The organism is Asanoa ferruginea (assembly GCF_003387075.1).
Lineage (GTDB): Bacteria > Actinomycetota > Actinomycetes > Mycobacteriales > Micromonosporaceae > Asanoa > Asanoa ferruginea.
Window position 1 is genome coordinate 5,293,761 of the sequence record NZ_QUMQ01000001.1, and the last position, 12,077, is coordinate 5,305,837.

At 71.2% G+C, this 12,077-nt stretch carries 9 protein-coding genes; 3 read left to right on the top strand and 6 right to left on the bottom strand.

Features of this window, described 5'->3' with window-relative positions:
- Positions 1 to 8: 8 nt before the first annotated feature.
- Together DFJ67_RS24895 and DFJ67_RS24900 are read right to left on the bottom strand one after the other, a co-directional pair.
- Positions 9 to 2,453 carry an excinuclease ABC subunit UvrA gene (locus DFJ67_RS24895; RefSeq protein WP_116070223.1) on the bottom strand — a complete coding sequence of 815 codons (2,445 nt, stop codon included), beginning with the start codon at positions 2,451 to 2,453 and terminating at the stop codon, positions 9 to 11.
- Positions 2,454 to 2,463: 10 nt separating this feature from the next.
- Entirely contained in the window at positions 2,464 to 3,162 is a 699-nt protein-coding gene (locus tag DFJ67_RS24900) for a DUF899 family protein (RefSeq protein WP_116070224.1), read from the bottom strand.
- 76 nt (positions 3,163 to 3,238) lie between these two features.
- On the opposite strand from DFJ67_RS24900, the gene DFJ67_RS24905 reads away from it, so the two are divergent.
- Both DFJ67_RS24905 and DFJ67_RS24910 read left to right on the top strand, forming a co-directional pair.
- A complete protein-coding gene (locus DFJ67_RS24905) occupies positions 3,239 to 4,318 on the top strand; it encodes a sigma-70 family RNA polymerase sigma factor (protein ID WP_244940439.1) in 1,080 nt (359 codons plus the stop codon).
- Complete coding sequence (locus DFJ67_RS24910) at positions 4,236 to 5,423, top strand: prolyl oligopeptidase family serine peptidase (protein WP_244940465.1); 1,188 nt, start codon at positions 4,236 to 4,238, stop codon at positions 5,421 to 5,423. Before DFJ67_RS24905 ends, DFJ67_RS24910 begins: the two co-directional genes overlap by 83 nt.
- A 30-nt stretch (positions 5,424 to 5,453) precedes the next feature.
- Here the strand turns inward: DFJ67_RS24910 and DFJ67_RS24915 are convergent, their stop codons facing one another.
- Positions 5,454 to 6,899 carry an alkaline phosphatase PhoX gene (locus tag DFJ67_RS24915; RefSeq protein ID WP_116070226.1) on the bottom strand — a complete coding sequence of 482 codons (1,446 nt, stop codon included), beginning with the start codon at positions 6,897 to 6,899 and terminating at the stop codon, positions 5,454 to 5,456.
- Between the two features lie 503 nt (positions 6,900 to 7,402).
- On the opposite strand from DFJ67_RS24915, the gene DFJ67_RS24920 reads away from it, so the two are divergent.
- Positions 7,403 to 9,265 carry an ABC transporter ATP-binding protein gene (locus DFJ67_RS24920; protein WP_116070227.1) on the top strand — a complete coding sequence of 621 codons (1,863 nt, stop codon included), beginning with the start codon at positions 7,403 to 7,405 and terminating at the stop codon, positions 9,263 to 9,265.
- Positions 9,266 to 9,269: 4 nt separating this feature from the next.
- Here DFJ67_RS24920 and DFJ67_RS24925 read toward each other — a convergent pair whose 3' ends face one another.
- Genes DFJ67_RS24925 through DFJ67_RS24935 form a run of 3 tightly spaced genes read right to left on the bottom strand, consistent with a single transcriptional unit; the run spans position 9,270 to position 12,070 of the window.
- Complete coding sequence (locus DFJ67_RS24925; protein ID WP_116070228.1) at positions 9,270 to 10,007, bottom strand: SDR family NAD(P)-dependent oxidoreductase; 738 nt, start codon at positions 10,005 to 10,007, stop codon at positions 9,270 to 9,272.
- A gap of 9 nt (positions 10,008 to 10,016) precedes the next feature.
- On the bottom strand, positions 10,017 to 10,874 hold the full coding sequence (locus DFJ67_RS24930; protein WP_116070229.1) for a nuclear transport factor 2-like protein: 858 nt from the start codon (positions 10,872 to 10,874) through the stop codon (positions 10,017 to 10,019).
- Positions 10,871 to 12,070, bottom strand: coding sequence for an MFS transporter (locus DFJ67_RS24935; RefSeq protein ID WP_203783201.1), 1,200 nt, complete (start codon positions 12,068 to 12,070; stop codon positions 10,871 to 10,873). The genes DFJ67_RS24930 and DFJ67_RS24935 overlap by 4 nt, the downstream gene beginning before the upstream one ends.
- Positions 12,071 to 12,077: the final 7 nt, after the last annotated feature.

Below are 12,077 nucleotides of genomic sequence, written 5' to 3' on the forward strand. Positions count from 1 at the left end.
TGCCTACTTTACGACAAACCACCCAAATGGGCCGCCAACCACGGGCCGGTGACGCTGTGCGGGTCGGCCGCGACCTCGGCCGGCGTGCCGCGGGCGACGATGCGGCCGCCGTCCGGTCCGCCGCCTGGCCCCATGTCGAACACGTGGTCCCCGGCGGCGAGCACGTCGAGGTCGTGGTCGATCACGATGATCGTCGCCCCGTCGGACAGGAGCCGGTCGAAGACACCGACGAGGGTACGGATGTCCACCGGGTGCAGCCCCGTCGACGGCTCGTCGAGTACATAGAGGACGTTGCGTTGGCTGTTGCGCAACCGCGCCGCGATCCGCAGCCGCTGCGACTCACCACCCGACAGTGACGGCGTCGGCTCGCCCAGGCGCAGATAGCCCAGCCCGACGTCGACCATGGGCCGCAACGGCCGGACGATGGTGGGCACCGCCGCGTAGCGGTCCACCGCCTCCCGCACGGTCAGCCCGAGCACGTCGGCGATCGTGAGCCCGTCGACCCGTACCCCGAGTGTCTCGTCGTTGAATCTCGCTCCGTGACAGGTCGGGCATTCGACGTTGATGTCGGGCAGATACTGCACGTCCAGGTCGATGGAGCCGATCCCGCGGCAGGTGGGGCACTGGCCTTCCTTGGTGTTGAACGAGAAGTGCCCGGGCGAACGACCCGACGCGGCGCCGAAATACGCCCGGATGGCGTCGAACGCGCCCGAGTAGGTGCTCGGCGTCGACCGCGCGTTGAGCCCGATCGGGGTCGCGTCGATCTCGACGACCTGCCGGATGGAGCCGAGCGTCAACGACTTCACGTGCGCCGGCAACTCCTGCCCGGCCAGGACCGCGCGGGCGGCCGGGATCAGGCTGTCCAGCACGAGCGCGGTCTTGCCGGCGCCCGACGGCCCGGCCAGCGCGGTCAGCCGGTTGATCGGGAAGCCGACCGTGACGTTGCGCAGGTTGTAGAGCCGCCGCACGGCGATGGTGGCGCGCTCGCGGGGCAGCGGGCGGGGCGGGCGGTCGACCGCCAGCCTGCCGTCGAGGAACGGCCCGATGATCGACTTGCGGTTCTTCTGGAGCTGGTCGGGCGCGCCTTCCGCGACGATCTGGCCGCCCAGCCGGCCCGCGCCCGGACCCAACTCGATCACCCAGTCGGCCGAGCGGATCAGGTCGAGGTCGTGCTCCACGATCACGACGGTGTTGCCGTTCCCGGCCAACGCGGCGATCGTCTTGCGCAGACCCTCCACATTGCTCGGATGCAGGCCGACCGACGGCTCGTCCAGCACGTAGAGCATGCCCGTGGTGTTCGCGCGTACGGTCGAGGTCAGTTCGATCCGTTGCCGTTCGCCGGTCGACAGGGTGGCGCCCGCCCGGTCCAGGCCCAGATAGCCCAGCCCGAGGTCGAGCAGCGGGCCGATCGCGCCGGTCAGCTCACCGAGCAGCCCGGTCGTCATCCGGCTCAGCTCCGGCGGCATCAGCGGCGGCAGTTCGTTGGCGAAGGCGACCAGGTGGTCGAGGTCGAGCGCGCTGATCTGGGCCAGGTTGCGGCCGTTGAGCCGCGAGGTCAGCGCCTCCGGGCGCAGCCGCGTGCCGTGGCAGACGGGGCAGGTGTGCGAGATGAGATATTTGCTGTTCTCCGACTTCTCGGCCGCGGTGATCGCGTTGTCGTAGGTGACGTTGAGCTGCACCTGCCGCCCGTTGCGCCCGGAGACGACGACGGGCTGCTTGACCGGCTTGCCGTGCAGCACGAAGTCTTTCTCCTTTCGGGTCAGCTTCCGGTAGGGCACGTCCAGCCGGACACCGAGCTCGCCGGCGGCATACATGCTGAGCCGGCGCCCGCCCACGTTCCAGGGCAGGACGGCACCGTCGCCGATCGTCTTGTCGGGGTCCGGGACCAGCGAGTCGGTGTCGACGTCGAACCTTGTCCCGATGCCGTTGCAGCCCGGGCATGCGCCGATCGAGTTGAACGCGAACGACTCGGCGCTCGGCGGTGCGAACGTCGCACCGCACACCGGGCACTGGATCTCCATCGCCTGCGTGGCGATCGACGGCTTGACGTCGTGGCCGTTGGGGCAGCGGTGGGTGCCGAGCCTCGACATGATCAGCCGCAACACGTTGAGCACCTCGCTCATCGTGCCGACCGTGCTGCGCGGCCCGGGCACCGGCGGCCGTTGCCGCAACGCGAGCGCCGGCGGCAGGTGGTCGATGCGGTCGACATCCGGCCGCTCGGCCTGGGTGAGCCGGCGCCGGCTGTAGGTGCTCAGGCCCTCCAGGAACCGGTGCAGGCCCTCGGCGTAGAGCGTGCCCATGGCGAGCGACGTCTTGCCCGAACCGGACACCCCGGCGATCACGACGGTACGCCAGAGCGGGACGTCGACATCGAGGTCGCGAAGGGTGTTGTGCCGAACGCCCCGGGCCTGGATGGCCCGGGGCAGCGTGTCCGGCGGGGGTGCGATCTTCATACTTACCGGTCTAGCCGCAATCGGCGCCGACCTCAGCCGAACCGGACATTAGCCGGGTCCACTGGGGGATCGGCCGCCCGTCCCGGACGAACCAGCTCTGGGTCTCGTCCTGCGGCCACCCTTCGGGCGAGTCCTCCCATTCCTCCTGCCGGCCGTAGACGGTCAGGTCGAGCAACTGGAGCGCGGGCATCATCACCTCACAACCGCGCCCATCGGTCTCGTACGTCTGGAAGATCCGGTCCCCGACCCGCAGGTAGGTCGTGATCCAGCCGTCGGAGATGCCCGGCACGTCGATGCCGTCGACGGAATACCAGGGCACGCGATAGCCCATGAACTCCCGGTAGGGCGCGAACTCGGCATAGGGCCCCTGGCACCAGACGGCGAACGTCACGCCCCGGCCCTCGAGGTAGGTGGCGTCCTGGAAGTTCCACACCGTCGCGGTGCAGCCCCGGCACTGGCCGGCGAAACCCTGGCCGCGGTGCCACATGTGCTTGCAGACCAGAAGCTGGTCGCGGCCCTCGAAGATGTCGTGCAACGGGGTCGGGCCGTTCGCGCCGATCAGTTCGACGGTCGGGTCCACCTCGACCATCGGCAGCCTGCGCCGCGCGGCGGCGATCGCGTCGCCCGCGCGGGTGTGCGCCTTCTCCCGGACCAGCAGGGCGGCCCGTTCCTGCAACCAGGTCGCGCGGTCGACAACCTGCGGTGTCATTGGTTCCTCCTCGGTATTGCGGTCGTTTCCGTTACCGACGAGGCAACCTGTCAGATGTCATCGGTAGCCTGTCGCGGTGACCTGGCTCGCGGCGGCCTTCGACGACCATCGGCAGGAGTTGCGCGCGCACTGCTACCGGCTCGCCGGCAACGTGGCCGACGCCGACGAGTTGACGCAGGAGACCTTCCTGCGCGCGTGGCGGGCCCGCGACCGGTTCGAGGGGCGCGCCTCGGTGCGCACCTGGCTCTACCGGATCGCCACCAACGTCTTCCTCGACAGCCGCAAGGCCGCCGAGCGGCGCACGGCACCGGTGGGCGACATCCTCGAGTGGAGCACCAGAATCGGGCCCTACCCCGACGTCGCCTCGGGCGTCGCGGCCGGCGAGTTGGTCGAGCTCGCGCTGATCGCCGCCCTGATGCATCTGCCGCCGCGGCAGCGGGCCGCGTTCGTGTTGCGCGACATCAGCGGCTGGACGCCCGCGGAGGTCGCCGACGCCCTCGGCGTGGCCGTCCCCGCCGCCAACAGCCTGATCCAGCGCGCCCGTCACACCGTGCGGCTGCACGCGCCCGCCGATCCTCGAGACTGGCGTCGCCCGGAGCTGACCGCCGAAGACGAGGCGATCCTGCGCCGCTACGCGGACGCGTCCGACGCCGAGTCGATCCGCATCCTGCTCGCCGACGACGTGCGGATCACCATGCCGCCCGACCCGCCGGTCGTGGGCATCGACGCGGTGACCGCGTTCCTCGCCCGGCCGCTGGATTGGCGCACGTTCCCGGCCCGCGCCAATGGCCGGCCCGCCCAGGTCAACTACCTGCGCGAGCCCGGCGGCGCGCGCTACGAGGGCCTGGTGGTCGACGTTTTTGCGGATCGTCGACGGGCGCATCGCGGAGATCAACGCCTTCGTCGGGGCGGCACACGTCGCGGCGTTCGGGATGCCCGCCTCCCTCGACCCGGCGGCACACCTGTGATAGACCAACTTCGTTACGACGAACGTCGAAACGAGGGGGCAACGCATGGGTACGCCGATCAATCGCCGCACCATCCTGACCGCTGGCGCGGGTGCCGTCGCCGGGCTGGCGGTGCCGGGCGTCGCGCAGGCCGGCTCGCGCACCCGCGTCGGATTCACCCTCAACGCGACCGTGCTCGACGGCGGTGAGCAGGTCACCTCGGTCACCCTCGACACCGGGCGGCTCGGCCGGATCGACCCGGCCAGCCTGACGCCCGGCACCTTCAGCGTGCACGCGAAGGCCACCAGCCCGATCCCGATCGCCGCCGGCGACCAGATCTTCAGCGAATATGACCTCGACCGCCCGGTGACCGCAGTCCGGCTCGACCGGCGCGGCGACATCGTGCTCGATCTGAGCTTCGCCGAGGGTCAGGTCGGCGGCGGCACGCTCGGCTACATCCTGAGCCGGGGCCGCAATGTCCAGCTCGATCTGGTCTACACGATCACCCAGAACGCACCGCTGGTCGTGCACGGCCGCCCGCTGACCATCGAGCGCTTCACCCAGGGCCGGCTGGTCAACCCCGAGGTCGACGCGTTCAGCTACCACACCTCCGGCTCGGGCATGAAATACCGGCTGTTCTCACCCGACCACCGCGGCGGCAAGCGCCCGCTGGTCATCTGGCTGCACGGCGGGGGAGAGGGCGCCTCGTTGCCCGACAACTACTACGACAACGAGACCACGTTGCGCGCCAACCGCGGTGCGCTGGGCTTCGCCACGGCCGAAGCCCAGCGGATCTTCCACGGCGCCTACGTGGTGGCGCCGCAGAGCACGTCGTTCTGGCTCGAAGACGGCCCCCGCTTCGCGCCGCTCATCCTCGAGATCGTCAATGACCTCGCGCGCCGCCACGACATTGACCGCGACCGGATCTACGTGGCCGGTTGCAGCAACGGCGGCTACATGAGCCTGAAGATGACCACGACCTACCCCCGGGTGTTCGCCGCGTCGGTGCCGATCTGCGGTGTCGTCGAGTCGCTCGACCCGGGCGGCCCCGTGATGATCACCGACGCCGAGCTGGCGGCCATCACCACCCCGACCTGGTTGGTCGCCTCGCGCGACGACGACACCGTGCCGCCGGAGGCCAACACCGTGCACGCGCACGAGCTGATCCCAGGTTCGGTGCTGTCGCTCTACGACCACGTCATCTGGAACGGCCACCAGTTCCCCGGCCACTGGTCCTGGATCTACGTCGCCCGCAACGACCCGAGCGACCACGGCACCCACATCTGGCAGTGGATGGGGCGGCAACGACGGTAGGGGCCGGGCGGAGCGCCCGGCCCCACCGGGTCAGCCGAGGTATTTCTCCCACGCGCCGGTGATGGCCAGGGTCAGGCCGGGGTCCTGCATGTTGACGAAGAGCACCTTGCCGTCGGCCGTGAACGTCGGGCCGCAGAACTCGGAGTCGTTGAGCTGGTTGCGGGCGATCGCGTAGGTCGGGCCGCCGGGGAACGAGCTGAGCACGTGCGACGCACCCGCGCCGTCCTCGGCGAGCACGAGGCTGCCCCACGGGGTGACGGTGACGTTGTCGGGGCCGTCGAAGGTCAGGTCGCCATACTTCGCCGCCGACCCGTCCTCCGCCGTCGGCTGGTGCGGGAAGTAGGTGACGAGCTGAATGGTCTGGTTGCGGTAGTGGTAGAACCACACCATGCCGTCGTGCGGTGTCGCGTCGGTCGGGAGTTCACCCTCGTCCCAGGCATACGAGTTGACGACATACACGCCCTCGTCGGTGCCCCACACGCCCTCGAACTTCTTGCCGCGCGTCACCTGGTTGTCGGCGAACTGCTCACGCACGTTCTTCGACTGGGCGTCGCGCTCGGGCACCTCGACCCAGCGCACCGGGAACGGGCGGCCGAGCTGGGCCGAGGTCAGGTAAGCGACGTCCGGCAGCACCGAGCCGTCGTCCAGGATGATCGCCATGGCGGCCAGGGTGCCGGCGTTCGGCGCGAGGCGGGTGAGCACGCCCGGGCCGAGCTTCACGCCGCGCGGCGCGGTCCACCGGTAGAACAGGCCGTTGGGGCCGTCGGCGTCTTCGGAGAGGTAGACGCTGGTGCGGTCGTCGCCGATCGCCACCGCCTCGTGGGCGTAGCGGCCCAGGCACTTGATCGGCCGCGGGTCGGCCTTGCCGTCGGCCGTGACCTCGAAGACATAGCCGTGGTCCTTCAGGAAGACGCCGGACCGGTCGCCCTCCTCCCACGTATCGCCGGCGCGGTCTTCGGTCTCCTCGCAGGTCAGCCACGTCCGCCACGGGGTCGGACCGCCGGCGCAGTTGGACACGGTGCCGGAGATGGCGACGAACTCGCCGAGGTTGCGACCCGAGCGGTCGGTCGTGATCACCGTGCAGCCACCGGCGTCGACCGCGCTGGGGTCATAGACGGTGCCCTTGACATGGGGTACGCCGTGGTCGGCGCCCGGGTCACACTCGTGGTTCTGGATGATGGTGTAACGGCCGTGGCCGGCGTCGAAGACCGCCATGCCGTCGTGGTCCGACGGCGTGCGGCCCTGGCCCCGATCGAGCTTGGTGACACCGGTCCGGGTCACGATCGCGTAGCTGAATCCCTTGGGCAGCGCGAGGATGCCGGCGGGGTCGTCGACGAGCGGCGGGAACGGCGTGTGATTCGAAGACGGGCGCGGCCGGCCGGGGTTGGCCTGGGCCAGCGAAGGAACGGCACCGGCGACGGCGAGGCCGACCCCGGCAGCGCCGGCGCCGAGCAGGGCGCGACGAGATGAAGGCACGAGGGTGCTCCTATTCAGAATGAGAGCAGGAGCCATGAGCCAACCCCGGCGCCCCGAAATCCAGGTGATGCGGCAGCGACCTTGGAGTTAACTGTGGTCGCTGCGTTGCCCTGCGCTGGTTGCGGCAACGTGGTGACTCGGCAACGCTGACAGGCGTGGATGCCTCGGGGGAGGGCGAGCTGGCATGACCGCGATCTTCGACCAGCCGGCGCCGGCGCTGTCACCGGTCGGCCTGCTCGCCGCCGGCCAGCCCGAGCGGGCGGTGCCGGTCGCCGACGAGTCAGCCGCGCTCCACCGCCAACTCCGGATCGACGGCATCGCCCTGGCCGCGGTGCTCCTCACCCCGGGGCGAGGCCCTCCGCGACCTCGGCCGGGCCGCCCAGAGCCACCAGAGCGTCCGCGAAGCGATCGCCATCATCGAGCCCCTCGCCAACGACGACCCCCACCTCGCGGCCGACTGGATCAGCCGAGCCCACCGCCTCCTACCTTGAGATCGGCACGTCGTGTTCGCACTGTTCGAAAGCCCGGTTGACCCCTTCCCGACGACCGACAACAGCACCCCGGCCCGCACCGTCGGGCGGTTCCTGCTGACCACCCTCCGCCCACTGCGCCCAGTCGTCGCGGTCGCCGTCGCCATCACGATCCTGTGCGCCGCCATCGAGGTGTGGCTCATCGGCTACGCCGGCCGGCTGGTCGACACCCTCGCCGCCGGCAGCCCGGACACGTTCTGGGCCGACCACGGCACCGGGTTGCTCACCGTCGGCGCGTTCGTGCTGCTCGGCCGGCCGCTGCTGAACCTCGTCGGCGAAGCGCTCGACGACATCTCGTTCCGGGCCAACGCGCGCCCGCTGGCCCGCTGGCGGGCACACCGGCACGTGTCCCGGCAGTCGGTCGGCTGGTTCCGCGACGACCTGGCGGGGCGGATCGCCACCTGGGTCCGCGACGGCGGCGATGCCGCCAGCACCGCCGCCTACAGCGTCATCCACACGCTCGTGTTCGTGGTCGCCTACATCGCCGGTTCGGTGTGGCTGATGTGGTCGGTCGACGTGCGCCTGCTGCTCCCGCTGGGCACCTGGATTCTCGCCTACGCGCTGCTGATGCGCTGGGCGGTCCCGCGCTACCGGCGGGCGTCCGAGCGGCTGCAGGACGCCGAGTCGGAGCTGACCGGCCTGCTGGTCGACTCCTACGCCAACGTCGACACGCTCGCGTTGCTCGGCGGGCCCGGCGCCCGCACCGAGCACGACCGCCTGGTGTTCGCCCGGGCCCGGCGCGCGCACCTGGATCTGCAACGGGTCGAAGTCACCATGAACAGCAGCATGATGGCGCTCGGCGGCGCCCTGTTGGTCGGCCTCGTCGGTTACGGGATCGCGCTCTGGCGCCTGGATGCCGCGCCGTTGGGCCTGGTCGCCGCCGCGCTGGCACTCAGCTTCCGGATCACCTCGATGGGCGAATGGCTGCTCGACGCGGTGTCGGCCCTGTTCGGCTCGGTCGGTGCGCTGCGCCGCGCCCTGCGGACCGTCGCGCAACCGCTGGCCGTCGCCGACAAACCAGGTGCGACCGATCTGCGCGTACGCGGTGGAGCCATCAGCTTCGCGCAGGTCAGCCACCACTACGGCCGGGGCGCCGGCGGGCTGGACCGGCTGAGCCTCGACGTCGCGGCGGGTGAGCGGGTCGGCATCGTCGGCCGGTCCGGCGCGGGAAAGTCCACATTGGTGGGTCTGCTGCTCCGGTTCCACGACGCGGAGGCCGGCACGATCACGATCGACGGCACCGACATCACCGACGTGACCCAGGAGAGCCTGCGCGCCCAGATCGCCATGGTCGCGCAGGAGGCCACCCTGCTGCACCGGTCGGTCCGGGAGAACGTCGCCGGCCCCAGCGGCGCCGACGACGACCTGTCGGTCGAGGCGGCGCTGCGCCGGGCCGCCGCCGACGGGTTCGTCGCGACGCTCCGCGACACCGACGGCCGCACGGGGCTGGACGCCCACGTCGGCGAGCGCGGCGTGCGGCTGTCCGGCGGCCAGCGGCAGCGGATCGCGCTGGCCCGGGCGTTCTACCGCGACGCCCCGATCCTGGTCCTGGACGAGGCGACCTCCGCGCTCGACTCCGAGGCGGAGGCCGCCATCCACGAGACACTCGGCGAAGTGATGACCGGCCGCACCGTGATCGCGATCGCCCACCGGCTGTCCACGATCGCCCACCTGGACCGGATCGTGGTCCTGGACGCGGGCCGGATCGCCGAGCAGGGCACCCACGCCGAGCTGCTCGCCCAGGGCGGTCTCTACGCCGACCTGTGGTCGCGCCAGTCCGGCGGCTTCCTGGCCACGGCGACCGAGCAGGACCGGGCGCACGCCGGTCCGAGCTGACCCGTCAGAGGCGGGCCAAACCACCGTCGGCCATGATGGTCTGGCCCGTCACAAAGCCGGCGTCGTCACTCGCGAGGAACGCGATGACGCCCACCACGTCGTCGACCTCACCGGGGCGCTTGATGGCCTGGGCGTGCGCGGCCTCCTCGAGTTCCTTCCCGCCCCGGTGCGCCAGCACACCGGGGGTGCGGGTGAGGGTCGGGCCGACCGCGTTGACGGTGATGCCGAAGGGAGCCAGGTCGTTGGCCAGCCCGCGGGTGAAGCCGATGATGCCCATCTTGCTCGCGAAGTAGTGCGACAGGCCGGGGGTCACCGTCACGATCGAGTTGGACGTCAGGTTGACGATCCGGCCCCAGCCACCGTCCTTCATCGCCGGCAACACCATCTTGGCCATGAGGAACTGCGAGTCGAGGTTGACGGCCAGGACCCGCCGCCAGGTCGCGTAGTCGAGGTCGGCGATATCACTGAACGGGAAGATGCCGGCGTTGTTGACCAGGATGTCGATCCGGCCGAACCGGCGGATGACCTCGGCGCCGACCTCCGCCGTCTGGGCCGGGTCGGACACGTCGGCGGTCAGGCCGATCGCCTTGGTCTGGTCGAGCAGCGCCAGGGTCTCGTCGGGGCTCTCGAGGTCTACCGCGACGACAGTGAGGCCGCGTTCGCCGAAGCGGCGGGCGATGGCCTGGCCGATGCCGCGGGCGGCGCCGGTGACGATCGCGACCCGGTCCGGGTGAGTTGACATGAGGATCTCCTATTCCGCGCCCAGAGCAGTGGCGCGCTGGGCGGTGGTGAGGTCGTGCTCGGTCCACAATGAGCTGTCCCATGTGGAGGTGATGCGGGTGGCGAGGCCCTGCCGGTCGAGCTCGACGGCGGTGACGCCGCGCGGCACGTCCGCGCTGGCCCACTCGAACGCGCCTCCCTGGGCGTTGCCCACGGTGTGCCGCACGGTGAGGCCCGCCCCGTAGGGAAGCGTCGTTCGGCGCAGGAACGAGTGGGCGGCGATCCGCCCGGTGACGAGGGTGTGCAGGGCGAGGTCCTCGACGACCACGTTGGGCCCGAGCAGCGCCGCCACCCGGTCGGCGTCGCCCGCGCTCAGCGCGGCGGCGAGCTTCCGGAGTACCGATGGCTCGCCGAACGCCTCCTCGCCGAAGTCGCCCGGGAACTGGTCGAGCGGTACGCGGAGCTTCTCGACGCCGGCCACGGTGAGGGAGCGGCCGTCCCAGTGGTCGACCCAGCGCACCGCCTTGCCGTCGCGGAGGTTGACCGTGCCGATCGCCCGCACCTCCCGGCCGAACATCTCCGGCGAGTCGGTGAAGAACACCACGCCGCTGTCGCCGTCGCCGACGATCCGGGTTGGGTAGGCGACGGCCTCCGCGGGCCAGGCGGCCAACAGCTCGGCGAACTGGTCGTAGAGCGTCTTCCAGTCGCGGAAGACCCAGCCGACCGTGGCGTCGCCGTAGGTGACCGACTCGCGCGCGAAGTGCGCCATCAGCACGTCGACGTCGGTGCCGGACTTCGCCTCGAAGTAGGACCGGCAGAAGCGCACCAGATCGTCTGAGGCGCGGCTGACGTCGACGTCGTGGCCGAGGATCTCTGCTGTGGAACTCATCGGATTCTCCTTATGGTGGTGACGACCGCGGCGATGGTGCCGAGGGCGAGCACGGCGCCGAAACCGACCATCGTCGGTGCCAGCGCCGCGTAGCGGATGACGATGCTGAACGCGATCGACGGCAGACCCATCCCGGCGTACGCGATGATGAAGAAGACGGCGAGCACCCCGGCGCGCGACGCGGGGTCGGCGGCCAGCACGGTCTGCGTCGCCGCCGCCTTGAACAGCAGCCCGGCGCCCGCACCGGCCAGCGCCGCCCCGGTCAGAAACCAGCCGAGGGTCGGGTGGTAGAGCGCGGCGGCGGTGACCGCCAGCCCGACCGGGAAGAGCCCGCTGCCGGCCACCAGCAGGCGTCGCTGCGGGGCCTTGCCGAGCAGGATCTGGGCGGCCGCGGACGCGGCGAACGCGGTGAACGGTGCCAGGCCCACGACGAAGGTCGAGGTGATGCCGAGCTGGCCGCGCACGACGATCGCGCCGAGCGACGAGAAGAAGCCCATCAGCGCGAAGGCGAAGAAGCCCACGGCGGCAGCGGCGCCGAACAGGCGGGCCGCGCCGGGCCGCAGCGCGAACCGGCTCGGTCGCGCCGCACCGGCGCCGCCCAGCCGGTCGACGGTCTCCGGGGTCGACAGGACGAGGACCAACAGCCCGGCCATCACCCCGGCGAGCAGGACGTACGAGGTGACCAGCGGCGCCGGCAGCCACTGGGCCAGGATGCCGGCCAGCAGCGGGCCGAGGGCCAGGCCGCCGAGGTTGGCCACCGTCGAGGTCAGCATCGGCACGCCGGAGCCCGCGCGGTCCGGATGGGCCGCGCGGTGCAGGTCGGTCAGGTAGGCGGTCGCCGTCGAAGCCATCAGTCCTACGGCGATGCCGGTCAGCACCCGGCCGACGATCAGCCCGGGCAGCGTCGGCCAGGCGGCGAGGACGAGTGCGGCGCCGATGCCGACTACGAGCGCGGGCGCGATGATCCGGCGCCGGCCGAACCGGTCCGAGAGGTGCCCGAGCGCGCCGAAGCTGATCGCGGCGCCGGCCACCATCACCGCGAACGCGATGGTCACCTGGGTCGGCCCGAAGTGGTCGCGGGCCTGGTAGAGCGGCCAGAGCGGGGTCGGTAGCGTGCCGAAGGCCATCAGGCTGGCGAACGCCAGGGCGACGAACCAGAACCCGGTCGCGTGCCCGGGGCGCGAAAGTGTTGTCACGACCTGG

Bases quoted from the DNA above. Each gene is read 5' to 3' on its own strand.
- DFJ67_RS24895 (WP_116070223.1), bottom strand. From the start codon at position 2,453: ATGAAGATCGCACCCCCGCCGGACACGCTGCCCCGGGCCATCCAGGCC.
- DFJ67_RS24900 (WP_116070224.1), bottom strand. From the start codon at position 3,162: ATGACACCGCAGGTTGTCGACCGCGCGACCTGGTTGCAGGAACGGGCC.
- DFJ67_RS24925 (WP_116070228.1), bottom strand. From the start codon at position 10,007: ATGTCAACTCACCCGGACCGGGTCGCGATCGTCACCGGCGCCGCCCGC.
- DFJ67_RS24930 (WP_116070229.1), bottom strand. From the start codon at position 10,874: ATGAGTTCCACAGCAGAGATCCTCGGCCACGACGTCGACGTCAGCCGC.